The 26,148-nt window shown below is 62.1% G+C and carries 23 protein-coding genes; 15 read left to right on the top strand and 8 right to left on the bottom strand.

Features of this window, described 5'->3' with window-relative positions; all coding sequences use genetic code 11:
• Positions 1-17 precede the first annotated feature (17 nt).
• The 9 genes from tsaE to BN1136_RS02465 all read left to right on the top strand — a co-directional run bounded on the left by tsaE (position 18) and on the right by BN1136_RS02465 (position 9,268).
• Positions 18-491, top strand: a complete 474-nt coding sequence (gene tsaE / locus BN1136_RS02425; protein WP_043758231.1) for a tRNA (adenosine(37)-N6)-threonylcarbamoyltransferase complex ATPase subunit type 1 TsaE — start codon at positions 18-20, stop codon at positions 489-491.
• Entirely contained in the window at positions 482-2,041 is a 1,560-nt protein-coding gene (locus tag BN1136_RS02430; protein WP_043758234.1) for an N-acetylmuramoyl-L-alanine amidase, read from the top strand. Before tsaE ends, BN1136_RS02430 begins: the two co-directional genes overlap by 10 nt.
• A gap of 209 nt (positions 2,042-2,250) precedes the next feature.
• Positions 2,251-4,173 carry a DNA mismatch repair endonuclease MutL gene (gene mutL, locus BN1136_RS02435; RefSeq protein WP_043758237.1) on the top strand — a complete coding sequence of 641 codons (1,923 nt, stop codon included), beginning with the start codon at positions 2,251-2,253 and terminating at the stop codon, positions 4,171-4,173.
• Positions 4,174-4,266: 93 nt separating this feature from the next.
• Positions 4,267-5,184 (top strand): tRNA (adenosine(37)-N6)-dimethylallyltransferase MiaA, encoded by a 918-nt coding sequence (gene miaA, locus BN1136_RS02440; protein WP_081843618.1) that lies wholly within the window; start codon positions 4,267-4,269, stop codon positions 5,182-5,184.
• A 72-nt stretch (positions 5,185-5,256) separates the two neighbouring features.
• Complete coding sequence (gene hfq, locus BN1136_RS02445) at positions 5,257-5,520, top strand: RNA chaperone Hfq (protein WP_005304228.1); 264 nt, start codon at positions 5,257-5,259, stop codon at positions 5,518-5,520.
• A 63-nt stretch (positions 5,521-5,583) separates the two neighbouring features.
• Positions 5,584-6,870 carry a ribosome rescue GTPase HflX gene (hflX, locus tag BN1136_RS02450; protein WP_043758245.1) on the top strand — a complete coding sequence of 429 codons (1,287 nt, stop codon included), beginning with the start codon at positions 5,584-5,586 and terminating at the stop codon, positions 6,868-6,870.
• A gap of 92 nt (positions 6,871-6,962) precedes the next feature.
• Positions 6,963-8,114, top strand: a complete 1,152-nt coding sequence (gene hflK / locus BN1136_RS02455; RefSeq protein ID WP_043758246.1) for an FtsH protease activity modulator HflK — start codon at positions 6,963-6,965, stop codon at positions 8,112-8,114.
• Positions 8,115-8,117: 3 nt separating this feature from the next.
• Positions 8,118-9,002 (top strand): protease modulator HflC, encoded by an 885-nt coding sequence (gene hflC, locus BN1136_RS02460; RefSeq protein WP_043758249.1) that lies wholly within the window; start codon positions 8,118-8,120, stop codon positions 9,000-9,002.
• A gap of 77 nt (positions 9,003-9,079) precedes the next feature.
• Complete coding sequence (locus tag BN1136_RS02465; protein WP_043758252.1) at positions 9,080-9,268, top strand: DUF2065 domain-containing protein; 189 nt, start codon at positions 9,080-9,082, stop codon at positions 9,266-9,268.
• 68 nt (positions 9,269-9,336) lie between these two features.
• Here the strand turns inward: BN1136_RS02465 and ispB are convergent, their stop codons facing one another.
• On the bottom strand, positions 9,337-10,308 hold the full coding sequence (ispB, locus tag BN1136_RS02470; protein ID WP_043758255.1) for an octaprenyl diphosphate synthase: 972 nt from the start codon (positions 10,306-10,308) through the stop codon (positions 9,337-9,339).
• Between the two features lie 242 nt (positions 10,309-10,550).
• Here ispB and rplU point away from each other — a divergent pair, with 242 nt between their 5' ends.
• From rplU to BN1136_RS02490, 4 genes are all read left to right on the top strand, one after another.
• A complete protein-coding gene (rplU, locus tag BN1136_RS19600) occupies positions 10,551-10,862 on the top strand; it encodes a 50S ribosomal protein L21 (RefSeq protein ID WP_005304210.1) in 312 nt (103 codons plus the stop codon).
• A 17-nt stretch (positions 10,863-10,879) separates the two neighbouring features.
• Positions 10,880-11,137 carry a 50S ribosomal protein L27 gene (gene rpmA / locus BN1136_RS02480; protein ID WP_010673199.1) on the top strand — a complete coding sequence of 86 codons (258 nt, stop codon included), beginning with the start codon at positions 10,880-10,882 and terminating at the stop codon, positions 11,135-11,137.
• Between the two features lie 189 nt (positions 11,138-11,326).
• Positions 11,327-12,529, top strand: coding sequence for an Obg family GTPase CgtA (gene cgtA / locus BN1136_RS02485; protein WP_043758257.1), 1,203 nt, complete (start codon positions 11,327-11,329; stop codon positions 12,527-12,529).
• 366 nt (positions 12,530-12,895) lie between these two features.
• Positions 12,896-14,266, top strand: a complete 1,371-nt coding sequence (locus BN1136_RS02490) for a YjiH family protein (RefSeq protein ID WP_043758260.1) — start codon at positions 12,896-12,898, stop codon at positions 14,264-14,266.
• A gap of 67 nt (positions 14,267-14,333) precedes the next feature.
• On the opposite strand, the gene BN1136_RS02495 is transcribed toward BN1136_RS02490, so the two are convergent.
• Positions 14,334-17,216: an HD domain-containing phosphohydrolase gene (locus BN1136_RS02495; RefSeq protein WP_043808007.1), complete on the bottom strand. Its 2,883-nt coding sequence runs from the start codon at positions 17,214-17,216 to the stop codon at positions 14,334-14,336.
• Between the two features lie 253 nt (positions 17,217-17,469).
• Between BN1136_RS02495 and BN1136_RS02500 the strand changes: the two genes are divergently transcribed.
• Positions 17,470-18,459: a luciferase-like monooxygenase gene (locus BN1136_RS02500; RefSeq protein WP_043808009.1), complete on the top strand. Its 990-nt coding sequence runs from the start codon at positions 17,470-17,472 to the stop codon at positions 18,457-18,459.
• A gap of 248 nt (positions 18,460-18,707) precedes the next feature.
• Positions 18,708-19,193, top strand: coding sequence for a 2TM domain-containing protein (locus BN1136_RS02505; protein WP_043758279.1), 486 nt, complete (start codon positions 18,708-18,710; stop codon positions 19,191-19,193).
• A gap of 151 nt (positions 19,194-19,344) precedes the next feature.
• Here the strand turns inward: BN1136_RS02505 and BN1136_RS02510 are convergent, their stop codons facing one another.
• The 6 genes from BN1136_RS02510 to lptD are packed head-to-tail and all read right to left on the bottom strand — an operon-like array spanning position 19,345 to position 26,092.
• A complete protein-coding gene (locus BN1136_RS02510) occupies positions 19,345-20,166 on the bottom strand; it encodes a symmetrical bis(5'-nucleosyl)-tetraphosphatase (protein ID WP_043758281.1) in 822 nt (273 codons plus the stop codon).
• A 6-nt stretch (positions 20,167-20,172) separates the two neighbouring features.
• Entirely contained in the window at positions 20,173-20,535 is a 363-nt protein-coding gene (gene apaG, locus BN1136_RS02515; RefSeq protein WP_043758284.1) for a Co2+/Mg2+ efflux protein ApaG, read from the bottom strand.
• A 4-nt stretch (positions 20,536-20,539) separates the two neighbouring features.
• On the bottom strand, positions 20,540-21,352 hold the full coding sequence (rsmA, locus tag BN1136_RS02520; RefSeq protein ID WP_043758286.1) for a 16S rRNA (adenine(1518)-N(6)/adenine(1519)-N(6))-dimethyltransferase RsmA: 813 nt from the start codon (positions 21,350-21,352) through the stop codon (positions 20,540-20,542).
• A complete protein-coding gene (gene pdxA / locus BN1136_RS02525) occupies positions 21,342-22,337 on the bottom strand; it encodes a 4-hydroxythreonine-4-phosphate dehydrogenase PdxA (RefSeq protein ID WP_043758291.1) in 996 nt (331 codons plus the stop codon). Before pdxA ends, rsmA begins: the two co-directional genes overlap by 11 nt.
• Positions 22,337-23,629 (bottom strand): peptidylprolyl isomerase SurA, encoded by a 1,293-nt coding sequence (surA, locus tag BN1136_RS02530; RefSeq protein WP_043758294.1) that lies wholly within the window; start codon positions 23,627-23,629, stop codon positions 22,337-22,339. Before surA ends, pdxA begins: the two co-directional genes overlap by 1 nt.
• Before the next feature lie 30 nt (positions 23,630-23,659).
• Complete coding sequence (gene lptD / locus BN1136_RS02535; protein ID WP_043758297.1) at positions 23,660-26,092, bottom strand: LPS assembly protein LptD; 2,433 nt, start codon at positions 26,090-26,092, stop codon at positions 23,660-23,662.
• Positions 26,093-26,148: the final 56 nt, after the last annotated feature.

Here is a 26,148-nt window from a genome sequence, read left to right on the forward strand (position 1 = left end):
CTAGTAACAAGAAGAACATGGCAAAAACGTTGATGATGACACTGCCGGACGAGGCAGCAACCGTGGCTCTGGGTGGCCGTCTGGCGCAGGCGTGCCAGCAGGCGACCACTGTCTTTCTGCACGGTGCCCTCGGGGCCGGCAAAACCACCCTGACCCGCGGTTGGGTGCAAGGGCTCGGCCATCAAGGCAAGGTTAAGAGTCCGACCTATACCCTGGTCGAGCCTTATGAACTGGCACAGTGGCAGGTCTATCACTTCGATCTCTATCGACTGGCTGACCCGGAAGAGCTGGAGTTCATGGGTATCCGCGACTATTTCGGCGCCGATACCCTCTGCCTGGTGGAGTGGCCGGAGAAAGGGGAAGGCTGGTTGCCCGCCCCGGATCTCGAGATCACCCTGACATATGTAAACGAGCAGCGCGAGGCCCTGATCGCGGCCCGCACTGCTATCGGCGAAGCCATTCTGGAACGGTTGTCATCTCAGTGCGCGTGATCCTTGTCTTTCTTCTCTCCCTGATGGCCCTGCCTGCCTGGGCGAATCAGCTCAAGAGTGTGCGGGTGTGGCCATCCCCGGACAACACCCGGGTGGTGCTCGACATGAGCAGCGCCCCCAATTTCAATTACTTCACCCTGACCGGCCCGAATCGCCTGGTAATCGATCTCAAGGGTGCCAGCAATGCCGCCAACCTGGCGCGCATCGAGAACAAGAGCGAGCTGGTGCGCAAGATCCGCGAGAGCACGCCGCTGGAGAAGGGCAGCCTGCGCCTGGTGCTGGATCTCGACTCCGCCATCAAGCCTGTGGTCTTCCCGCTGGCGCCGGCGGGCCCCTACGGTCACCGGTTGGTGATCGATCTGCCCTATGAAGAGAAGGGGAGCGCCTCGGCCCAGCCCGCGCCCGTCGGGGGACAGGGCAAGGCCGTTGTCATCGCCATCGATCCGGGCCACGGGGGAGAAGACCCCGGTTCCATCGGCCCACGCCGTACCTACGAGAAGCGGGTGACCCTGTCGGTGTCGCAGAAGTTGGCGGCCCTGATCGACCGCGAGCCCGGCATGCGTGCCGTGCTGACCCGTCGTGGCGACTACTTCGTCGATCTGAACAAGCGATCCGAGATTGCCCGCAAGGCCAAGGCGGATCTGCTGGTATCTGTCCACGCCGACAGCTTCCACAACTCGACACCCCGGGGCGCGTCCGTCTGGGTGCTGTCGACCAACCGCGCCAACCGCGAGATGGGCAGCTGGCTCGAGAAGCAGGAGAAGCAGGGGGAGCTGCTGGGCGGCGTCGGCAAGGTATTGGCCGAATCCGATCCCAACCCCTATCTGGCGCAGACCTTCCTCGATCTCTCCATGGACAAGTCCAGGGCCGAAGGTTATGAGGTGAGCCGCCAGATCCTGCGCTCCATGGGCAGGGTGGCCCGGTTGCACAAGAAGGCGCCGGAGCACGCCAGCCTGGCGGTGCTGAAGGCGCCGGACATTCCCTCCGTGCTGGTGGAGACGGGCTTCATCTCCAACCACGCGGAAGAGAAGCTGCTGGCCACCGCCAGCTATCAGGATCAGCTGGCCCGCGCCATCTTCGAGGGGATCCGCACCTATTACCGCAGTCACCCGACCAAGGGGCCCGTGCTGACCGGCAAGGGGCAGGTCGCGTCCACACAGGCGACTAGCCGCCCGGCGCCCGCGAGCAAGCCGGTGGCCGCCAGCAAACCGGCCGCGCAGCCAGCACAGCAGATTGTCACCAACCGGATGCCGGCGACCGAGCCATATCGCGTCGGCGATAGCGGTGCCCCGGTCAGCAGCGTGGGCAGCGCCTCCGGCGCCGGGGTGATCAAACCCTACAAGGTGGCGGCCAAGGAGCCGAGCGCGCCGGCCGCCAGCAGCCAGAGCAACGACAAGAGCAAGATGATCCGCCACGTGGTCACCCGGGGCCAGAGCCTCTCCCGCCTCGCGGAGAAGCACGGCGTGAGCCAGGCGCGGCTGGTGGAGATCAACAAGCTCAAGTCACGGGACATCCAGATAGGGCAGGTGCTCTACATCCCGCAAAAATAGTGCCAAATGAGTGCTACTCCCATCAGTGCCAGTGGCACGGTGGGCGCGGCACCTCTCAAGCCATGAACGCCACGGGTTTCCCCAGGCTTCATCTCGGGAGCGGGTAATGCCGCTCCCCATAGTGCCGCCGAACCTGGTCCGCCAGCTTGCTGCGGGAGATGGCCGGACAAAGGAGCCCGCTTCCCCAGATCCACGCTCAGGAGTCAGCGATGCCGATCCGTATATTGCCTCCTATCCTGGCCAACCAGATCGCCGCCGGCGAGGTGGTGGAGCGGCCCTCCTCCGTGGTCAAGGAGCTGGTGGAAAACAGCCTGGATGCGGGCGCCGACCGGGTCGAAATCGACATCGACAAGGGCGGGGCCAAGCTCATCCGCATCCGTGACAACGGCTGCGGCGTCGCCAGGGATGAACTGGTGCTGGCGTTGTCGCGCCATGCCACCTCCAAGGTCGCGACCCTGGACGATCTGGAGGGGATCAACAGCCTCGGCTTTCGCGGGGAGGCGCTTGCCTCCATCAGCTCGGTCTCCCGACTGACCTTCACCTCCCGCACGGCGGAGCAGGCCGAAGCCTGGCAGGCCCAGGCCGAGGGGCGCGAGATGAGCGTCACCATCAAGCCGGCGGCCCACCCGGTGGGCACCACGGTGGAGGTGGTGGACCTCTTCTTCAACACCCCGGCGCGGCGCAAGTTCATGCGCAGCGAAAAGACCGAGTTTGCCCACATCGACGAGCTGGTGCGCCGCATCGCGCTCTCCCGTTTCGATGCCACCCTGATCCTGCGCCACAACGGCAAGGTGGTGCGCCAGTACAAGGCCGCCAACACGGTGGCCGAGCAGGAGCGTCGCCTCGCCGCCGTCTGTGGCTCCCCCTTCATGCACCACGCCCTGGCGGTGTCGAGCGAACACAGCGACGTGCGGCTCTGGGGCTGGTTGGCGACCCCGGAGGGCGCCAGGCCGCAAAACGATCTGCAATACACCTATGTCAACGGCCGCATGATGCGCGACAAGCTCATCAACCACGCCATCCGCCAGGCCTATGACGAACTGCTGCCGGCCGACCGGTTCGCGGCCTATGTGCTCTACATCGAGCTGGATCCCCGTCAGGTGGACGTGAACGTCCACCCCGCCAAGCACGAGGTGCGCTTCCATCAGGCGCGCCTCATCCACGACTTCATCTTCCAGGCGCTCTTTACCGCCCTGCGCCGTGAAGGGGTTGGCGCGGCCACCGAGGAGCCGCTGGCCGAGACCCTGATCGAGCTGCCGGGCAGCCCGGAGGTCACCTACCCCGGTCAGGCGCCGCGCACCGAGTGGTACGGTGCCGAACATAGTTATCGGGCCCCCGCCCAGACGAGAGAGGGGGGCACCGTACGAGAAGGGGCCGGGCGCGGGGGCAACTACCAGCCCCCCGAGCCCCCGAGCCGGGCAGCGATGCGTGGCATGGGCGCCCTGCTCACCACCTTGCCCGAAGTGACGTCGGCAGCGTCGCTGGCCGAGGCGCCAGAGCGCTTCGCGAGCTCTACGCCAGGCACTACGCCGAGCACTGTCCCGGGCACCGCCCCGAGCGGTCGAACCGGGGAGTGGCGTGCCCTGACCCTGGTGGAGCAGGCTTATCTGCTGCTGGAGCGCAGCGGTCAGTTGGCGCTGCTCTCCCTGGTGCGGGCGGAGCGCCTGCTGCTGCGCCACTGGCTGCTGGACGCCTGGGGCCAGGGGCTGGCGGCCCAGCCCCTGCTGCTGCCGGTCTCCTTCAAGCTGCCGAAAAACCTGGTCGCCCTGGTGGAAGATCGGGAACGCCTGCTCAAACGCATGGGGCTGGAGTTGAAAAGCGGCGGGCGCGACACCATGATCCTGACTCGGGTACCGGCCCTGCTGCGCCAGACCGATCTGGCCCGCCTCTTACCCGAATTGCTGCAGCTGGTCGAGAGCGGATCTGACAGTGATGCGGACGAGCAGGCTGGGATACTATGCCAATGGCTGGTGGAGCAGGGCATAAGTGCCGATAAAATATACGATTTTGCCACGGCTAACCGATTGTTGACGGAACTAGTTGCCGATTTCAATGACCAACTGGCAGACGCGCGCCTGGTGCGCCCGCTGCCGCTGGCCAGCGTGCTGGCCGAGTTCGCCGATGGCAAGTGAGGGGGATGCCTCCTCTTGAACCCATAAACCAGTTTTTTTGCAGGTGCGCCGCCAGGGTGGCGACCATGCGAGGGAGTTTTTCACGTGGCTGAGTTGCCGACTGCAATTTTTCTGATGGGGCCCACGGCCTCCGGCAAGACGGATCTCGCCATCGAACTGTGCCAGGCACAGCCCTGCGACATCATCAGTGTGGATTCCGCGCTCATCTATCGCGGCATGGACATCGGCACCGCCAAGCCGACGCCGGCCGAGCTGGCGCAGGCGCCGCACCGGTTGATCGACATCCTGGATCCCGCCATGAGCTATTCGGCGGCGGATTTTTGCAAGGATGCGCTGCGGGAGATGAAGGAGATCGCCGACCGTGGCCGTATTCCGCTGCTGGTGGGCGGCACCATGCTCTATTTCAAGGCGCTGCTGGAGGGGCTCTCCCCGCTGCCCTCCGCCGATCCGCTCATTCGGGCCGGTATCGAGGAAGAGGCGGCGCGCCTTGGTTGGCAGGCGCTGCACGATGAACTGGTGCGCATCGACCCGGTGGCCGGCGCCCGCATCCACCCCAACGACCCGCAGCGGCTCAGCCGGGCGCTCGAGGTCTACCGCATCAGCGGCAAAACCCTCACCGAGCTGACCCGGGTGCAGGGGGAGGGGCTGCCCTACCGTGTGCTGCAGTTTGCCATCGCCCCCCAGGATCGCGCCGTGCTGCACCAACGCATCGAGCAGCGCTTCGACAAGATGCTGGGAAGCGGCTTCGAGCAGGAGGTCAGGGCGCTTTACGAGCGGGGGGACCTCACCCCGGAACTTCCTTCCATTCGCTGCGTGGGATACCGCCAAATGTGGGACTACCTGGCGGGGGAAGTGGAGTATGATGAGATGCGTTATCGTGGAATTGTTGCCACCCGCCAGTTGGCCAAGCGTCAGATGACCTGGTTGCGCGGTTGGTCTGATGTGACCTGGTTGGAATCTGGTGAGTCTGGCAATCTGGCAAGGGTCGTCGCCCGAGCCGGTGCGGCTTGACACTCCTGTATAATCAGGTTGTTATATTGAATATCCGGTGTTTAAAAACAACAAACTATAAGGAAAAGAAAGATGGCTAAGGGGCAATCTCTCCAAGACCCGTTTTTGAATGCGCTGCGCCGTGAGCGGATTCCTGTTTCTATCTATTTGGTGAACGGCATCAAACTGCAGGGTCAGATCGAATCGTTTGACCAGTTTGTCATTCTGCTGAAGAACACCGTGAGCCAGATGGTCTACAAGCACGCCATTTCCACCGTGGTGCCTGCCCGTGCCGTCAACCATCATCAGCACGCCCAGGGCGCTGCCGGTGAAGAGCAGGGTGAAGCCGAGGCGTGATATCCCGCGGCGAGCCCACTCGCCAACACAGATCCATCATGATACCTGTCAAGGAGCAAGCGCTTGTTTGACCGTTACGAAGCTGGTGAACAGGCCGTTCTGGTACATGTCAACTTCAGCGATGAGGGTGAGCGGGAGGATCTGGACGAGCTCAAGATGTTGGTGAGCTCGGCCGGGGTCAATGCACTGGGGGTGATCACCACCAGTCGCAGCGCGCCCAGCGCCAAGTTTTTTGTCGGTAGCGGCAAGGCGGAAGAGATCGCGTCCCAGGTCCAGATGCTGGATGCGGACGTGGTCATCTTCAACCATGCCCTGACCCCCGCCCAGGAGCGCAACCTGGAGCGTCTGTTCCAGTGCCGGGTCGTGGACAGGACTGGCCTCATCCTCGATATCTTCGCCCAGCGCGCCCGTACTCACGAAGGCAAGTTGCAGGTCGAACTGGCCCAGTTGCGCCATCTTTCCACTCGCCTGGTGCGAGGCTGGACCCACCTCGAACGTCAGAAGGGGGGGATCGGCCTGCGCGGCCCGGGTGAAACCCAGCTTGAAACCGACCGACGTTTGCTACGTGAACGCATCAAGGCGATTCTGCGCCGGCTCGACAAGGTGGCCAAGCAGCGGGAGCAGGGGCGCCGTGCCCGCAACCGCAACGAGGTGCCGACCGTTTCCCTGGTGGGTTACACCAACGCCGGAAAATCCACTTTGTTCAACCAACTTACAGATGCCAGCGTGTATGCTGCCGACCAGTTGTTCGCAACCCTGGACCCTACCCTGCGAAAATTGGTGATCCAGGATGTGGGTGATGTGATCCTGGCGGACACAGTTGGATTTATTCGGCACTTGCCCCATGATCTGGTCGCGGCCTTCAAGGCGACGCTGCAGGAGACCCGCGAAGCGGATCTGCTGCTGCACGTAGTGGACTGTGCCGATGAACAGATGCAGGAGAATATCGACTCGGTCCAGCAAGTCCTGGCCGAGATCGAGGCGGATGACCGTCCTCAGCTGATGATCTGCAACAAGATCGACAAGCTGAGCGATCGTCCTGCCGGCCTGGAGCGTGACGAGGCGGGTCGCCCGGTGCGAGTCTGGCTGTCGGCCCAGACCGGCGAAGGCAGCGAATACCTTTTCCTGGCCCTGACCGAACTGCTGGCCGGTTCCATGGTCCATCACACCCTGCAGTTGCCGCCGTCGGCCGCCAGATTGCGCAGTGCGCTCTATCGGCTGAAGGGCATCGAGCAGGAAGGTTTCAGCGAGGAGGGGGATTTCGTCCTGGAAGTCCGCCTGCAACTGGCCGACTGGAACCGCCTCATGAAACAAGAAGGTGAGAGTTTACAACGCTTTATCAGGCATTGATTCGTCGATGACGATGAATGTTTACAGGTTTCATCGACGAGAGATGGCCCGATAGAGATGATATCCATCCGCATGTATTAATGGAGACGCTGATGGCTTGGAATGAGCCTGGTAACAATGGCAAAGACCGTGACCCCTGGGGGAACAACGGCAAGAATCAGGGCCCCCCTGATCTGGACGAGATGCTGCGCAAGGTGAGCCGTCGTTTCGGCGGTCTGCTCGGTGGTGGCAAATCCGGTGGTGGTGACGTGGGCAAGTTTGGCCTCTCCATCGCCCTGGTGGTGGCCGTGGTGGTGTGGGTCGTCAGCGGCTTCTACACCATTCGCGAAGCCGAGCGGGGCGTGGTGCTGCGCTTTGGCGAGTACTCCCACAACGTGGATCCGGGCCTGCGCTGGAAGCCGACCTTCATCGATCGGGTGATCCCGGTGGATGTGGAGTCCGTGCGCTCCCTGCCGGCCTCCGGTTTCATGCTGACCCAGGACGAGAACGTGGTACGGGTCGAGATGGACGTGCAGTATCGCGTGGTCGATCCCGAGCAGTACCTGTTCAGTGTGACCAATGCCGACGAGAGCCTGAGCCAGGCGACCGACAGCGCCCTGCGCTATGTGGTGGGTCACACCAAGATGGACGACGTGCTGACCACGGGTCGTGAGAAGGTGCGCCAGGAGACCTGGCAGGTGATCGACAGCATCATCGAGCCCTACCACATGGGTCTGCAGATCGTGGACGTCAACTTCCTGCCGGCTCGTCCGCCGGAAGAGGTGAAGGACGCCTTCGATGATGCCATCTCCGCTCAGGAAGATGAACAGCGCTTCATTCGTGAGGCGGAAGCCTATGCCCGTGAAGTGGAGCCCAAGGCCCGCGGCCAGGTCAAGCGCCTGGAGCAGGAAGCCGAAGCCTACAAGTCCCAGATCGTGCTGAAGGCCAAGGGTGAGGTCGCCCGCTTCAACGAGCTGCTGCCCCAGTATCAGGCTGCCCCGGAGTTGACCCGCGATCGTATCTACCTGGAAACCATGGAAGAGCTCTATCAGCAGGCCAACAAGGTCCTGGTGGACATGCCGGCTGGCAACAACAGCATGATCTACCTGCCGCTGGACAAGCTCTCCGGCAAGGCGAATGCCGTGCAACCGGCGCGTCCGGCGAGCACCCCTGCCGTCGAGCCGGCCCAGCCGTCCAACGAAGGGGCCAATTCCACACCGACCCCGCTGCGTGGCGGTGATCGTTTCAGCACAGGGAGAAACTGATAGATGAAGAAGATAGCTATTGGTGTCATCGCTGTGGCCGCCATGGTCTGCTTCTCTTCCGTCTTCATCGTCGATGAAGGCCAGAAGGGGATCGTGGTGCAGTTTGGCAAGGTGAAGCGGGTGGATTCCGGTGAGCCGCGTCTGTATGAGCCGGGCCTGCACTTCAAGGTGCCGCTCATCGACCAGGTGCGCAAGATGGATGCCCGCATCCAGACCCTGGAAGGCCAGGCGGATCGTTTCGTCACCTCCGAGAAGAAAGACCTTATCATCGACTCCTACGTGAAGTGGAAGATCGAGGACTTCTCCAAGTACTACCTGGCGACCGGTGGTGGCAACAAGATCCAGGCCGAAGACCTGCTCAAGCGCAAGATCAACAACGGCCTGCGTTCCGAGATCGGTAACCGCACCATCAAGGACATCGTCTCCGGCGAGCGGAGCACCGTGATGGAAGATGCCCTGATGAAGATGGCGCGCTCCTCCGAGCTCGGCATCAAGGTGGTGGATGTGCGGATCAAGCAGATCAACCTGCCGGTGGAAGTCTCCAGCTCCATCTATCAGCGGATGCGTGCCGAGCGGACCGCTGTGGCCCGTGAGCACCGCTCCCAGGGTCGCGAGCAGGCCGAAATCCTGCGCGCCGACATCGATCGCAAGGTGACCGTCATGATCGCCGACGCCGAGAGCAACGCCCGCCAGCTGCGCGGTGAAGGGGATGCCGAAGCCGCCCGGATCTACGCTGACAGCTACAAGAAGGACCCCGAGTTCTTCAGCTTCGTGCGCAGCATGGAGGCCTATCGCAAGAGCTTCGCCAGTGGCAATGACCTCATGGTCCTGAAGCCGGACAGCGAGTTCTTCCGCTACCTCAAGTCGCCTAACGGGGACAAGCAGTAAACACCGAATGGTGATAGCAAAGGGCCTGAGCATTCAGGCCCTTTTCCATTGTGAGGCATTTCTTGTGAGGAGGGGGGATGCTGACATCCATCCTGATGGGGTTGGGGTTGCTGCTGCTGTTCGAGGGGCTGGGTCCCTTGCTGGCCCCCAAGGCCTGGCAGCAGATGCTGCGGATACTGAGCGATCAGCCACCTGAACAGCTGCGCCGCATCGGCGGCTGCCTGGTGGTGGCGGGGGCTGTCATCCTCTGGGCACTCGGCCACTAGTCGCCACGGCGATAGAGAATGAAAAAAGAGGCCAATGGCCTCTTTTTTGTTGGATTCGGAAATTCGACTCAGGCGCTGCGTTGTACCGCCATGTGGGCCAGGGTTTCCAGTGCCTGCTTGTGCTGGGAGTCCGGCAGGATGGCGAGGGCGGCAATGGCCTTGTCGGCCTCTTCCCGGGCCCGCTGGCGAGAGTATTCGAGGGCACCGGTACGGTCGAGGATGGCCAGGATGCGTTCCAGGTGATCCATGCCGTTGCGGTGCTCGATGGCGTCGCGTACCAGCTGGCGCTCTTCCGGTGTACCCACTTCCATGGCGCGCAAGAGCGGCAGGGTGGGCTTGCCCTCGGCCAGATCGTCGCCCACGTTCTTGCCCATCTCGTCGCTCTGGGAGCAGTAGTCCATCACGTCGTCGATAATCTGGAAGGCAGTGCCGAGATACTTGCCGTAGTCGGTCATGGCCTGCTCGACGGGGGCGGACTGATGGGTCAGCACGGCGGCGAGGCGGGTCGCTGCCTCGAACAGCTTGGCGGTCTTGCAGTAGATGACCGTCATGTAGCTCTCTTCCGTGGTATCCGGGTCGTTGCAGTTCATCAGCTGCAACACTTCCCCTTCTGCGATGGTGTTGGTGGCATCGGAGAGGATCTCCATCACCTTCAGGTTGGAGAGCTCGCTCATCATCTGGAAGGAGCGGCTATAGAGGTAGTCACCCACCAGAACGCTGGCAGCGTTGCCAAACAGGGCGTTGGCGGTTTCCCGGCCCCGGCGCAGGTCGGATTCATCGACCACGTCGTCGTGCAGCAGGGTGGAGGTGTGAATGAATTCGATGATGGCGGCCAGCTTCAGGTGATCTTCACCCTCGTAGCCCAGGGCGCGCGCCGCCATCACGGTCAGCATGGGGCGCATCCGTTTGCCACCGGCACTGACAATATAGAAACCCAGCTGGTTGATCAGGCTGACATCGGACTGGAGTCTTGCCAGGATCAGTTCATTGACCGCCGTCATGTCGGCGGCACAGAGCGCACGGATAGTCTGTTGGTCCATAAGTCTCGTAACGTGACGGCAGCATTTACTGCGTTTTTAGCAATGGCGGGGATTCTACACGATTTCACAATGGGTTACAGTTAAGCGTTTATTCACGGCGAGGGATATGCGCACAAAATAAACTTTTTGCTAAATTGGCCTTGCCTCGGCAAATCGTTCTGCGTAGAATGCCCGCCCATTGTTATAGGTTTTTGCGCGTGTCTGGCCTTGAGCAAAAGACACGCCTTTACGGAGTTAATCAAATGTACGCGGTATTCCAAAGCGGCGGAAAACAACACCGTGTGGCCGAAGGTCAAATCGTTCGTCTGGAAAAGCTGAACGTTGAGACTGGCGCTACCATCGACTTCAACGAAGTGCTGATGGTTGCTGCAGGCGACACTTTCAAAGTAGGTGCTCCTTTCGTTGAAGGTGGCAAGGTTGTAGCTGAAGTTGTGGCTCACGGCCGTGGCGAGAAAGTGACTATTGTCAAGTTCCGTCGTCGTAAGCACCACCGTAAGCAAGCGGGCCACCGTCAGTGGTTCACTGAAGTCAAAATCACTGGCATCAGCGCTTAATTAGAGGAGTCCGATAGATGGCACACAAAAAAGCTGGCGGTTCATCCCGCAACGGTCGCGATTCTGAAGCTAAACGCCTGGGCGTGAAGCGTTTCGGCGGCGAAACAGTTCTGGCTGGCAGCATCATCGTTCGTCAGCGCGGCACCAAGTTCCACGCTGGTGAGAACGTTGGTCTGGGCAAGGACCACACTCTGTTCGCTACCGCGAACGGTAAAGTGCAGTTCGAAGTTAAAGGTCCGCAGAATCGTAAGTACGTCAGCATCGTTGCTGAGTAATTACGGACCGCAAGGATCCGAAGCCCCGCCCACCAGGCGGGGCTTTTGTTTTTCTGATGAGTTTGACGAAAAAACGGCACGCGGATGAGCTGGCGCAGGCAGGCTCAATCGGCCAGATGCGTCTCGCCCGAAGGGGCCCGTATCACTATAATTGCGTATCGGTTTTTCGAATTAAGGTGACGGTTACCTATGAAGTTTGTTGATGAAGTCCAGATTCGAGTCGATGCCGGTGACGGTGGTAACGGTTGTGTGAGCTTCCGCCGCGAGAAGTACATCCCGAACGGTGGCCCGGACGGCGGTGACGGCGGCGACGGCGGCGACGTGTATCTGGTTGCCGATGAAAACCTGAACACCCTGATCGACTACCGCTTCGAGCGTTTCCATGCCGCCGAGCGTGGCGAGAATGGCCAGAGCGCCAACTGTACCGGCCGTCGTGGCAAGGACAAGATCCTGCGCGTGCCAGTCGGTACCCGTGCCAGCGACGAAGACACCGGCGAGCTGCTGGGGGATCTGACCAGCCACGATCAGAAGCTGCTGGTCGCCAAGGGCGGCTTCCACGGCCTTGGCAACACCCGCTTCAAGAGCTCCGTCAACCGGGCCCCGCGCCAGAAGAGCAACGGTACCCCGGGTGAGGTGCGTACCCTGAAGCTGGAGCTGCTGCTGCTGGCGGACGTCGGCATGCTGGGCCTGCCCAACGCGGGCAAGTCCACCTTCATCCGCGCCGTCTCCGCCGCCCGTCCGAAAGTGGCCGATTACCCCTTCACTACCCTGGTGCCGAACCTCGGCGTGGTGCGTGGCGAGAACTCCCGTTCCTTCGTCATTGCCGACATCCCGGGTCTGATCGAAGGGGCTGCCGAGGGGGCTGGTCTGGGGATCCGCTTCCTCAAGCACCTGGAGCGTTGCCGCGTTCTGATCCACCTGGTGGACATCTGCCCGGTAGATGGCTCAGATCCGGCTGAAAATGCCGTGACCATCGTCCGGGAGCTGGAGAAATACAGCCCGGAGCTTGCGAGCAAGCCGCGCTGGCTGGTGTTCAACAAGATGGACCTGATCCTGGAAGAGGAAGCGGGCGAGGTGATGGAGCGCGTCAAGGCCGCCCTGAACCACGAGGGCCCGGTCTACGCCATCACCGCCATCAGCAAGGAAGGCACCAAGAAGGTGTGCTACGACATCCTGGATCTGCTGGACACCATGCCCCGTCAGCTGGATGCCGATGCCAAGGCCGCCATCGAGAAGGTGGAGTTCAAGTGGGACGACTACCACAAGAACCAGCTGGCCCAGGCCGAGGCGGAGGCCCTGGCGGCGTCCAAGGCTTTTGACGATGGCCTGGACGATGATGACTGGGACGACGAGGATGACGACGGTGTCGAAGTCATCTACGTCCGCGATTGAGTATCGCCTCAGTGACGAAACCGGAGCCCCGAGAGGCTCCGGTTTTTTTATGGGAGGATCGACGGGATCACCCTATAGATATATTTTTCATCTCTCTTATTGCCTGCCTGCGGCTGCAGATTATACTGCGCTCCTGAACTTAACCTCCTTGAAACATTATGCTAACCAATAAAAATGAATTGATATGCATGACTGTTTTGGTTTGTTCTTATGGATGGTTTGCCTGATAAAATATTTATGCTTGAGATAATGTATAAAAAGCTTGTTTGTGCACTTTTTTACGTTATTCTTGCGCCCGCTTGCCGGGCAAGAGCATGGATATGCAGGTGGCCTGGCTGAAGGAAAAGTCACATTTAAGGTTTTATCATGTTGGAAAAGACCCTGGAGGCACCGGCGATCCGTACTCGCCGCAACGTGCTGATGTTTTTGATCCCGTCGCTGATCGGGATCCTGCTGTTCATGACCCCGGTCCTCTACGACGGCAATGTCACCATCCCCGTCGCCGTGCTGGCGAAGCTGGTGCAGACGGTGTTTGCCGATCATCTGGTTGCCATGGTCAGCGCCATCATCACCACCACCATGCTGATGACCCTGGTCGCCTGGCTGTTCAAGCCGGCCATCCTGGTGCGTCGCCCCTTCCTGAACAGCCTGTTCAACGTCTCCCCCTTCTGGGCCTGCGTGCGGGTGTTGGGCGGGATCTTCGTGCTGCTGACCTTCTTCGAGGTTGGCCCCGAGGTGCTGCGTTCCGGCGCGACCGGCGGCCTGGTGCTGCACGATCTGCTGCCGGTACTGTTCTCGGTATTCATCTTCGCCGGCTTGCTGCTGCCGCTGTTGCTCGACTTCGGTCTGCTGGAGTTTGTCGGCACCATGATGACCCGCATCATGCGCCCCGTGTTCCGCCTGCCGGGCCGTTCTGCGGTGGATTGCTTCGCCTCCTGGCTCGGGGATGGCAGCGTTGGCATTCTGCTCACCAGCAAACAGTACGAAGGCAAGTTCTATACCCAGCGGGAAGCTGCCGTCATCGGTACCACCTTCTCCGCGGTCTCCATCACCTTCTGTCTGGTGGTGATCTCTCAGGTGAAGCTGGAACACATGTTCGTGCCCTTCTACCTGACCGTCTGCCTGGCTGGCGTGGTGGCCGCTATCGTGGTGCCGCGCCTGCCGCCGCTCTCCTGGAAGAAGGATGTCTACAGCGACGGTACGCCCCTGTGCCGCAAGCAGGAGGCGATTCCCCATGAGCACAGCGTGCTGAGCTATGGCTATCAGCGAGCCCTGGCCAAGGCCGACGGCATGACCGACATGGGCGCCGTGGCGCGGGAAGGGGTGAAGAACGCCCTGGACATGATTTTCGGGGTGCTGCCCGTTGTGATGGCCATCGGCACCTGTGCCCTGATGCTGGCCGAACACACCCCGGTGTTCAACTGGCTGGGGGCGCCTTTCGTTCCCCTGCTGGAGCTGCTGCAACTGCCGGAGGCGGAAGCCGCATCCAAGACCATCATGGTGGGTTTCGCCGACATGTTCATCCCGGCGGTGCTGGCCTCGACCATAGAGAGCGATATCACCCGCTTCGTGATCGCCGCCATGTCGGTGACCCAGCTTATCTATATGTCGGAAGTGGGCGCCCTGCTGCTGGGCAGCAAGATCCCGGTCAAGCTGTGGGAGCTGTTCATCATCTTCCTGCTGCGCACCCTGATCACCCTGCCGGTGATTGCCGGTGTGGCCCATCTGCTGTTCTAAGAGGCAGTGCTTTAAGAAAAAACGGTCAACCCAGGTTGACCGTTTTTTTTATGGACGGCGGTGAAGGCTAGTGTGCCTCTGCCAGCAGGGACTGGCAGGCCGTCTCGTCGAGCTGCTCGGGGGCGAGGAAACGCCTGGCATAGTCGCGCCAGACGCCGCTCTCGATGAAGAGGGCGAACAGGGTCGGGTCTATGTGCTGCTCCTCTACCATTTTCTGCATGATGCCCAGGGACTGGGAGACAGTCTTGCCCGACTTGTAGGGGCGATCGCTCGCGGTCAGCGCCTCGAAGATGTCGGCGATGGCCATGATGCGGGCGGGAATGCTCATCTGCCCCCCCTGCAGCTGGCGTGGATAGCCGGTGCCATCCATCCGCTCGTGATGACCCCCGGCTATTTCGGGCACCTTGCTAAGGTGGCGGGGGAAGGGGAGGCGCTCCAGCATGCGGATGGTCTGGATGATGTGCTCGTTGATCTTGTAGCGCTCCTCCTCGGTAAGGGTGCCGCGGCCGATGGCGAGGTTGTAGTGCTCCCCCCGGTTGTAGAGGTGGGTGGGCACCCTGACCTTGAAGCCCCAGGGGTTGTTGCGGGCGAGGTTGTCCTGGTCCGGGCGGGGAATGAGGTGAACCGGCTTGTCGGCGAGCAGCTGCTCGCGGCAGGGCAGGGGGGAGGGGCCTGGATGGCGCTTTCTCTCCTCCTGGCTGATGCCGAGGCGATCGTCCAGGGTGCGCAGCCAGCTACGTTTGGCGATGGCATCCAGCCTGGCCAGCTTCTCCGGTGCCATCCACTCGCCTCCCAGGTTGCACTCGGCCACGAAGGCAAACTCCTCATCCAGGGTTTGCCAGTGGGATGCCAGCGCCTCCTCGGCCGCCTGCCGCTCCGAGGCTGGCAGTCTGGCCGCCAGGGCCTCGATGTGGGCATCGCGCTTGAGCACCTCGAAACGGGTGCGGATCTCGTGGATCCGGTCGTAGATGGTCTCCAGCTTGGTGGCCTTGTCGACCACGAACTCCGGGGTGGTCACCTTGCCGCAGTCGTGCAGCCAGCTCGCGATGTGAATGGCCTCCCACTCCTCGTCGTTGAGGTTAAAGTCTCTGAAGGGCCCCTGCTGCTGTGCACAGGCCGCCTCCGTCAACATTTTGGTCAGTTCGGGGACGCGCTGGCAGTGGCCGCCGGTGTAAGGGCTCTTGGCGTCGATGGCGCCTGCGATGAGCTCGATGAAGGCCTCCAGCAGCTGTTTCTGCTCTTCCAGCAGGCGCTGGTTTTCGATGGCGGAGGCGGACATGCCCGCCAGCGCCTCGATGAGGCTGATGCGTGAAACCAGCTCCCGGGGGGAGCAGTCCGGCAGCACCAGCAGCAGGCTGCCGATCAGCTCCTGGCGGTGGTTGTGAAGGGGTTCGACCAGCAGCTGGCAAGGGCCGGGGAAGGGGCCCCAGCCCACGAGGCAACGGTTCCACTGCTCCTCATCGAGGCGGAGGCTGAGACGCTCCGTGTGATAGAGGCCGGCGAGCAGGGTATCCTGCCAGATCACCTGTTCGCAGGGCAGCGGCTGCCCCTGCCAGATGGCTTGAACGGCCTGCATCTGCTTCTTCTGCGCTAGGTAGAGGGCGCCTCCTTCCGCCTGGGCCGCGGACACGGTTTCATGGAGGATGCGGCTCAGCAGGGAGTCGAAGCGGTGTTCGGCCGTCAGTGCCCGTCCCATGCTCATGAAGTTGCCCAGGGTCAGCCGCATGCTGGACATGGCGCGGGCGAGATCGTCTATCTCCCGGATGGCCGAGCCGGGCTCCTTGCTCTGGCCAAAGTCGAATTGCTGGATCCGCTCGGCCTCTGCGGTCAAAGCCAGCAAGGGGGTGGCCGTCCGTCTGGCCACCAGCCAGATGACGGGCAGCAGCAGGAGCAGGCCGGCGAATGCCCAGGCCAGGTTGTGCAGGGCATCCTGGCGAGCCGGGGCGGTGAGCACCTTCGCCGGAACCAGCAGGGCGAGATAGAAGGGGGAGCCTTCCCCGAGGGAGGAGAGGTTGATCAGCCAGTCCTCCCCCTTGTCGGTGCTCAGGGTCAGCTCGGTAGGGTTGTGCAGCAGGGTGGGCTGGCTCGCCATCTCCTGTTGCAGCAGGGCCAGGACGGGATGCCTGAGGGCTGTCAGCATGGGCAGGCGGCTCAGCTGGTCGAAGCTCGGCAACTGTTTCGGGTCCGTGGCCAACAGGGTGCCGGCCTCGTCGAACAGCACCAGCTGGCTGTGGCTGGGAAGGGGCAGCTCGCCGATGAGGGAGGAGAGCCCCTCTACACCGGCATCCAGCCCGATCACTGCCCGGCGGTCATCGCTCTCCACCGCCAGGGTCATGCCAGGCTCCCGGGTGGTGAAGAAGAGGTAGGGGTGGGTCACTATGATGCCGGTGTTCCAGCGTGCCTGCTTGTACCAGCCGCGATCGCGGGGATCGAAGCGGTACTCCGGCATGGGGCGTCGCTCCAGCAGCCGCTGGCGCTGATCAAAATAGAGAAATTCCCCCCGACCCTGACTCAGGCTCTGGACCAGCAAACGGCTCTCGGCGGGCGGATTGTCCAGCGCCCCTTTCGCCCGTTCGGTCAGCTTGCGCACCAGGAAGAAATCACCATTGTCATAACCCACATAGATGGCGCCATAGCTGCTGCTGTTGGCCAGCACTTCAGCCAGCTGGGGCAGAAAGGCGAGGCGTGCCTCCAGGTCCGGCGTGGCAGAGAGCTGACCGCTGCGCAAGAGGCTCAGTGACATGCGCGCGGGGCGCTGGTTCAGCGTGATGGCCAGCGCCAGCTGCTCCCGATAGTGCTGGAAACTCTGTCGTTCGTGCGCCAGCCCCTGTTGCATGCCCTGCTGGAACTGCAGGAGGATGAGGGCCCCTCCCAACACGGAGAAGAGCAGGATGAAAAGGGTGGCAATGTGTACGTAGAAGGGTTTGCGGCTGAGTTGTGTGCTTGTCATGGACGGGTCCTTGTCCTCCGGCGATCGCGGTCATGATCGCCTATCAGTGTGCTCGCTTAATGACAAAAAGCATAGGGCCTGACGGGATGGAATGAGGCCTTAGTGACCTCTTTCGCAGCGCATAGTGAATGCGTACCGACGAGTGGACCGCTCGGGAACGTCTTGCCAGCCTGCTCCGGTCACGTGATTCATTCAGATATCTCGTGCTACATTGCTGCACTGGCAAATGCCCTGTGAATCAAAGGAGTGTCCCATGTCTGTCGTTCCCTATTCCGTACTGGATCTGGTGCCCGTTCCCGAGGGCTCATGGCCGGCCGAGTCGTTTCGCCGCTCTCTGGACCTGGCCCGGCATGCGGAACGCTGGGGGTACCACCGCTACTGGCTGGCGGAACATCACAACATGCCGGGGATCGCCAGTGCCGCCACCTCGGTGCTCATCGGCCATCTGGCGGGGGGCACCTCCACCCTGCGGATCGGTGCCGGTGGCATCATGTTGCCGAACCATTCGCCGCTGGTGATTGCCGAGCAGTTCGGCACGCTAAGCTCCCTTTACCCGGATCGCATCGATCTCGGCCTCGGCCGCGCTCCCGGGAGCGATCAGCGCACCATGCAGGCGCTGCGCCGGCAGCGCAGTGGCGAGGTGGACGATTTCCCGGCGGACGTGCGCGAGCTGATGGGTTACTTCGGGGACGAGATCGGCGCCGTCCAGGCGGTGCCGGGCCAGGGGCTGCACGTCCCCATCTGGCTGCTGGGCTCCAGTCTCTACAGCGCCCAGCTGGCGGCAGCCATGGGGCTGCCGTTCGGCTTTGCCTCCCATTTTGCCCCCGGTCTGTTGCTCCAGGCGCTGGAGCTTTATCGCACCCAGTATCGCCCCTCGGTTCGCTGGCCCAAGCCCTATGCCGTGGTCTGCGTCAACCTGATCGCCGCCGACAGCGAACAGGAGGCCCGCTTCCAGTTCACCACGGTACAGCAACAGTTCCTGCGCCTCTACCGAGGGGATGCCGGCAAGCTGCCGCAGCCGGTGCAGGCGCTGGGGGAGGAGTGGTCCCCCCGGGAACTGATGGCGATGGAGCAGACCCTGGCCCGCTCCCTGGTGGGGGATCCGGAGCGGGTACGCCACGGTCTCAAGGCCCTGCTGGCGGAAACCGGGGCTGACGAACTGATGTTCAACGGGCCCATCGTGGATCATCAGGCCAGGCTGCGCTCCTTCGAGATTGGCGCCGAGCTGATGCAGGGGCTGTAGGCCAGCCCTTTGGACCTGTTTCGTTCCCATGCCGGGTCGCCCGGCTGGATGCGCAGCCGGATCCGCTTTGCGGCGAGACCCCGCATGGCGGGCCTGGCCCTGTCTGGTTTCATGGACGAAAGATCGGCTGTGAACAATCCTAATTGTCTGATTTTAAAAGTAAGTCAGGTAAGTGTCGGCTCTCTGTCGTGTCTCTCGTTCGGCTCTGTCCCTATGCTGGTCCTGTCAATCACCACAAGGAGCACAAGATGATCGTCAGGAAGTTGAGATTGCAACGGGGATGGTCCCAGGAACAGCTGGCGACCCTGACTGGCCTGAGCGTTCGCACCATCCAGCGGATAGAGCAGGGACAGTCACCCGGACTGGAATCCCTCAAGGCCCTGGCCGCCGTCTTCGAGCTCGATGTGATCCAACTGCAGGAGAGCGAGATGAGAGGAAACGAAGTGGACGGTCGGGAAGCAGTGTCAGTGGCGCGGGATGAGCGGGAGGCGATGAAGTTCGTGGAGGGGTTGCGGGGCTTCTATGGTCACCTCATCAGCTATGTGCTGGTGATAGGGGGGCTGTTCGTCATCAACTACCTGAGCAATCCGGACTACATCTGGGCCTGGTGGCCCATGCTGGGGTGGGGGCTGGGGCTGGCTTCCCACGCCATCAATCTGTTCCAGCCGTTCAGGCTGTTCGGCCCGGAGTGGGAGCGGCGCCAGATTGAGAAGCGGCTGGGGCGCAGGCTATAGCCTTGTGGGTTGTGATAACAAGACGGGCCCGGTGATGCCGGGCCCGTCTTGTTTTTTCGCCCCTGACTGGTGTTTGCTGCCTGGCAAAGGCTAGGCGGGAGTCCTGTGATTGTGCCGGAGCGTCAGGCACAGCTGGGCTAGGCCCAGATCCTTACTTGGCATAGACAGGGCAGGGCGTCGCTATCAGGGCGTCGTCCTCGTAGCGCCACAGGGTGAGACTGTTGCCCCAGACGCAGCCGGTATCCAGCCCCTTGATGTCGTCCTTGCCGGTCTTGCCCATCAGTGCCGCCCAGTGGCCAAACACCAGTATGGGGTCATCCACATGGTGCTCGCGCTGCTCGAACCAGGGGCGCAGGCCCGGGGTCGATTCGGTGGGGCCCTTCTTGCATTTGAAGTCGAGCCGGCCATCGAAGTAGCAAAAGCGCATGCGGGTGAAGCTGTTGATGATGTAGCGGTAGCGCTCTATCCCCAGCAGACCCTCGTCCCAGCTGTCTGGCTGGTCCCCGTACATGTTGTGCAGCAGCCAGCTGTACTGATCCCCGCGCAGCAGGGTCTCCACTTCCCGCGCACAGCTGCGAGCGGTGTGGGCATCCCAGGCGGGGGAGAGACCGGCGTGGATCATCATGATGGGCAGATCGGGGTGCTCAGCCAGCAGCGGCCGGTGACGCAGCCACTCCAGCAGCTCGTCCCGATCCGGTGCTTCCATCAGTTCCTGCAGCTTGTCCTTCTTCTTGAGGGGCGCGACCCCGTGGGCCACGGCCAACAGGTGCAGGTCATGGTTGCCGAGCACGGTCACGGCCTGTTGTCCCAGTGACTTGACGAAGCGCAGGGTGTTGAGAGAGTCCGGGCCGCGGGCGACGAGATCACCGCACAGCCAGAGCACGTCGTTATCGAAGTCGAACTCGGCAAGATCCAGCAGGCGGCGCAAGTCGTCGTAGCAGCCCTGGATATCGCCGACGAAACAGTTCGCCATGAAACCTCAGTTGATAATGTTTGGAATGGCCAGTGTGAAGGGGGCGATGGGCGCCTCGAATTGCTGGCCAGATTCATCTTGCAGGATGTAGCTGCCTTCCATCACGCCGAGCGGCGTGGCGAGCGGCACGCCGCTCTGGTAGGTGAAGGTCTCGCCTGGGGCGATCAGGGGTTGTTCACCGACAACCCCGGGCCCTTCCACTTCCTGCATCTTGCCATTGGCGTCCGTGATGAGCCAGCGTCGATGCAGCAGCTGCACCGTGCCCGGACCCAGGTTCTCTATCTCGATGCGATAGAGAAAATGGTAAGGGTCTGCGGTCCCTGCCACATAGCTGGGGTGGGGGCGGACCAGGATCCGGGCTTTCGTCATGGGATCAGGCCTGCTGCTGATCGGCCAGCCAGTTGGCGATCGTGACGAACTGCTCGAGGGAGAGGTTCTCCGGTCGCAGGTTGCCATCGATGCCAAGCTCGGTCAGCTGGGCGTCTGTGATGAAGTTGGCGAAGCTGTTGCGGATGGTCTTGCGACGCTGGCCGAAGCCCTCGGTGCAGACCCGGTTCAGGCAGCGGATATCCTTCGCGACTATGGTCGGGTTCTTGTGCGGCACCAGGCGTACCACGGCGGAGTCCACCTTGGGTGCCGGCTTGAAGGCGCCAGGGCCCACTTCCAGCACCGGGATCACCTGGCAGTAGTACTGGGTCATCACGCTCAGGCGGCCATAGGCCTTGCTGCCCGGACCAGCGGCCAGACGCAGTACCACCTCTTTTTGCAGCATGAAGTGCATGTCTTCCACCCGTTCGGCGAACTCGCACAGGTGGAAGATGAGCGGGGTGGAGATGTTGTAGGGCAGGTTGCCGAAGATACGAAGCGGCCCCTTGCCTTCCCCCATCAGGGTGCTGAAGTCGAAGCGCATGGCATCGGCCTCGATGACGGTTAATTTGTCTTTAAGAGTGGGGTGATCGCGCAGGCGTGCGGCGAGATCCCGGTCCAGCTCGACCACGGTCATCTTGTCCATCTGGGCGGCGACCGGTTCGGTTAGCGCCGCCAGACCCGGCCCGATCTCCACCAGGTTCTGACCTGGCTGGGGGTTGATGGCGGCCACTATCTGGTCGATCACATAACGGTCGTGCAAGAAGTTCTGACCGAAACGCTTACGGGCCGTGTGGCCCATGTGCACCTTACTGCTCATATCTTTTTTTCTCTACCATCTGGATGGCGTGGTTGATCGCGGTGATCAGGCTGCCGGGATCGGCCAGGCCCTTGCCTGCCAGATCCAGCGCGGTGCCGTGATCCACCGAAGTACGGATGAATGGAAGTCCGAGGGTGATGTTGACCGAGTTGCCAAAGCCCTTGTATTTGAGCACGGGCAGCCCCTGGTCGTGGTACATGGCGAGTACCGCATCCGCATCCTTGAGGTATTTGTCCTGGAACAGGGTATCGGCCGGCAGGGGGCCGACGAGATCGATCCCCTCCTGGCGCAGAGCGGCCAGAGCGGGTTCGATCACCTCGATCTCTTCACGACCGAGGTGCCCCCCTTCCCCGGCGTGGGGGTTGAGGCCGCAGACGTAAATCCGGGGCTGTTCGATGCCGAACTTGCGCTTGAGATCCGCATCCAGGATGCGGATCACCTTGCCAAGGCGCTCCTCTGTGATGGCCTTGGCCACATAGGCCAGCGGGATGTGGGTGGTTGCAAGCGCCACCCGCAGCCCTTCGGTGGCCAGCAGCATCACCACGTCGGCGGTGTCGGACTGCTGGGCGAAGAACTCGGTGTGGCCGCTGAACGACACGCCCGCCTGGTTGATGATCCCCTTGTGCACCGGCCCGGTCACCACGGCGGCAAACTCGCCGCTCAGGTTGCCGTCGCAGGCCCGTTGCAGGGTGGCTAGCACATAGGCGCCGTTACCTTCGTCGAGTATGCCCGGCACCGCAGGGGCGCCAAGGGGCACGGTGCAGATGCTCAGGGTCCCCGCCCGCTGGGGGCGGGCAGGGGCCGTGGCGTCATAAGGTTCCAGCTCGACAGACAGCCCCAGCAGGGCTGCCCGCTCTTGCAACAGGGCGGGATCGGCGATCACCACCAGTTGATGGGGCCAGTCCCGCTGGGCGATGTGCAGCACCAGATCCGGGCCTATGCCCGCCGGCTCACCCGGGGTGATGGCAAGACGATGACAGCTCATCAGTTCGGTTCGATCTGGATGTAGGCTTCGTCACGCAGCTCATCCAGCCAGGACTGGGACTCTTCGGCGAAGCGGCGGTTGAAGATGAGCTGGTAGGCTCGCTGCTCCTGGGCCTTGCCGGTGGCGTCCTGGCTGCGGCGATCCTCCAGCTGGACGATGTGCCAGCCGTGGGTGGTGCGGAAGGGTTCGCTGATCTGGCCAGGTTGCAGGCGGCCCACCATGTCGCGGAACTCCGGCACGTAGACGTTGGGATCAGACCAGCCCAGCTCGCCGCCCTGTACCGCGGAACCCGGATCCTCGGAGTACTTCTCCGCCATGCTGGCGAAGCTCGCCTTGCCGCTCTTGATGTCGTGCAGGATGCCGTCCAGGGTGCTCTTGGCCTTCTCCTCGCTCAGGATGATGGAGGGCTTGATCAGGATGTGACGGGCCTTCACCTCGGTCTGCATCACCTGCTGCTGACCCTTGGTGTCGAAGATCTTGACGATGTGCAGACCGGCACCGGAGCGCAGCGGGCCGACGATGTCGCCTTTCTTGGCGCCCTGTACCGCTTCGGCCATCAGGGTGGGCATCTCCTGCGGGCTCATCCAGCCCCAGTCACCCCCTTCCAGGGCCTTGGGACCGTTACTCTCGGCGATGGCCAGCTTGCGGAAATCCGCCCCCTCTTTCAGGGCGGCGAGGATGCGTTCGATCTTGGCCTTGGCGGCGTTGAGCTGTTCGGCATTCGGGTTATCCGGCAGGGCAACCTGGATGTGGCCGATATGGAACTCGGTCTGCTGCTGGCCCTGCTTGCTCAGCGCCTCGACCACCTGCTTGACCTCCTGATCGGAGATGTTGATGCGGCGACGCACCTGGCTGCGGCGGACTTCGTTCATCAGGATCTCGCGACGCACCTCTTCCCGGTACTGGGCATAGGTCAGCCCTTCCCGATCCAGCTGGGCACGCAGCTGCTCCAGGGTCATCTTGTTGTCGGCGGCGATGCTCTGGATGGCCTGCTCCAGCTGGGTGTCACTGATCTTGAGCCCCTGGCGCTCCGCCAGTTGCAGCTGCAGGCTCTCCTGGATCAGGCGGTCCAGCGCCTGCTTGCGCAGGGTGACGTCATCGGGCAGGGACTGGCCACTCTCCTGGGCGGATGCCTTCACCTTCTGTACTAGGGCTTCCTGCTGACTGGCCAGCACCACGTCCTTGTTGACCACGGCCAGCACCTTGTCCATCAGCTCGGGGGCGGCGAAGGCGCCCTGGCTCATGACACCGAACAGGCCTGCGGTCAGCAGGGAAATCAACGTCTTCTTCATATCCATCTCTCAAGGCGTTTGCCAGACCGGTTATTGGTCTCGCAGGTTAAACGGACGAATGTAAGGCAGTGCTTCGGTGTCCAGGGAGGTGCCCTTGGCGCCGGTACCCACGCTACCCAATCCTTTCATTTCAAATTGAATGCCGAAACTGCGCTCCGAAGTCGGTTCCAGATTCACGTTATCCGGTGTGTTGACCCACTCCAGGTTGAAGTTGATGCTCCAGCAGCAGGAGTCGTACTTCAGGCCCACCTTGCGGTCCACTTTGACGTTCTGGTTGAGCTCCTGATAGTAACCCCCGTAGAGGTGCCACTGGTCGTTCAGGGGCGTGGTCAGCAGCAGGCCGATCTGGTTGAGATCCGTGACCTGTCCCTTGTTGTCGAGGTCGTAGTTGGCATCCCGCACGAAGCGGTGGTTCAGCTGGCTGATCAGTTTCTCGTGGCGGTACTCCAGGGCGCTGTTGGCAGAGCTGATCTGGCGCTGTTCCACGTCATACTGTGCCCCGGCATGGGCGTACCACTGCTCGTTGATCTTGGCGTCTCCCTCGAACGACAGGGGCGAGCGGGTATTGGTGCTCAGCTCGTCGCTGCTGTAGAGCTTGACCCTGGGGGCCACGAAGTCGAAGGCTTGGGCAACGGCCAGCCGGATTCGTTCATCCCCGGCCGGATCATAAATGCGGGTCGTGACGCCCAGGGAGAGGCGATTGGAGTCGCTGATCCGGTCCAGACCGGCGTAGCGGCGATCGCTGAACAGGCTGTAGTAGTCCTGGCGCATGGTGGTGGAGTCGTAGACCCCGATGTTGTCCTGATCCTTGTAGGGGATGTAGAGGTACTGGAACTCCGGCTCCAGGGTCTGGTTGGCGCCCTCGCCAAACCACTGCTGATCACGCTCGAAGGTCATGCCCCCCTTGAGACGGAAAGAGGGCAGCACCCGGGTGATGGTGCCTTCTTCCAGCGTGACATCCCCCCCGCCTACCGGGGTGAAGCGGCTGGTGAAGGTGCTGCTCATGTTGTCCGGTACCGTCTGATCGTAACGGGTGTACATCAGCTTGTACTGGCTGTCGAGGAAGTAACCGGCTTCGTCGATGAGCGGGATGGTTAGGGTGGGGGCCGTGTGGAAGCGGGTCCCGGTGTAGGCCTCCCCCTGGTTCTGCGCAATGGCCTGATCGTTGTTGTAGCCGAAGTTGGTCAGTTCGGTGTTCCAGGCCAGATCGTACCAGCTCCCCTGCTGGTAGTAGTTGTGGTTGATGCGCGGCATCAGCTCGTGGGGCTGCTGGGCGCTCGCCAGCAGGATCTGGTAGGTGCGCACCTCTGCGTTGAGGTTCCAGTTCTGTTGGAAGTAGCCGGCCGTCAGGGATTGTTGTAGCTGGTTGTCAACCTGGGTCCCTACCTTGGGGGAGAAGTCGTTGAAGTAGTTGTAGTCACGGTCCCGCACCTTGGTGTAGTCCACCGACACTCGCAAGGTGTTGTCCATGAACATAGAGGTGTGACGGGCGTTCAGCAGGTAGCGATGACCGTCGGAGAGGTAGTCGTTGAGGCTGTCCGTCTCGTCGTACTGCTTGTCGTTCGCCAGGTTCTCGAAGTAGAGGCTACCCACGTGGGCCGGATCCGGCATGTAGCGGAACTCGACCTGCTCCATCAGGCCCCGTCTGTCCATGAAGCGGGAGGTGATGGTGGCATCGTAGTTGGGCGCTATGTTCCAGTAGAAGGGCTGGGTGATGTCCATGCCGTTCTTGGAGCTCTGGGTATAACCCGGGTAGAGCAGACCCGTCTTGCGCTCGTCCTTGATGGGGAAGTTGATGTAGGGGAAATAGAAGACAGGATAGTCATAGAGCCAGAGGCTGGCGTTCCAGGCTTCCCCGAACACCTCGGACTGGTCGATGTCGATGCTGCCAGCCTTCAGGGTCCAGACCTCCTGACCCGGCGGGCAGGTGGTGTACTGGGCCCCTTCCAGGGTGATGTTCTGGTTGTTGTTGGTCATGGTCACCTTCTCGGCGAAGCCGCGCACCGGTGAGCCGTGAACCTGATACTTGCCCTCTTCCAGCTCGGAGTTCTTGGTGTCCAGGTTGGACTTGAGGGTCTTGTCGCTGGTGACCGTGATCTGGCCATCGTTGTAGTAGATGTTGCCGATGGCGATGACGTCCCGGCTCTTCTGATCGAGCTGGGCGTAGTCGGAGTCGAACTTGCGCACCCCCTGACGAACCTTGACATCGCCCTCGTAGACGGCGGTGCCGCCCTGCTTGGCCTCCAGGCGATCGGCATCCACCTCGACGGGCAGGGCATTGGCATCTTGGCCTGCGGTGGGTTTCTCTATCTTGGGCACATAGTCATAGCAGAGGCTGTCGAGGATCCCGGTGGCGGGCGGTGCGTTGAGTGGCGCAGCCTGAACCATGAGCGGACTCACGGCAGGAACAAGGCTGATGGTCAGGGCGATGGGACAGGAGTATCCCAGTGTCCATTTTGTCATGTGAAAGGCTCGCGCAATCCGTAGTAAAAACGGTTAGTTCAGGGCATGCATTTTAT

The organism is Aeromonas taiwanensis (genome assembly GCF_000820165.1).
Lineage (GTDB): Bacteria > Pseudomonadota > Gammaproteobacteria > Enterobacterales > Aeromonadaceae > Aeromonas > Aeromonas taiwanensis.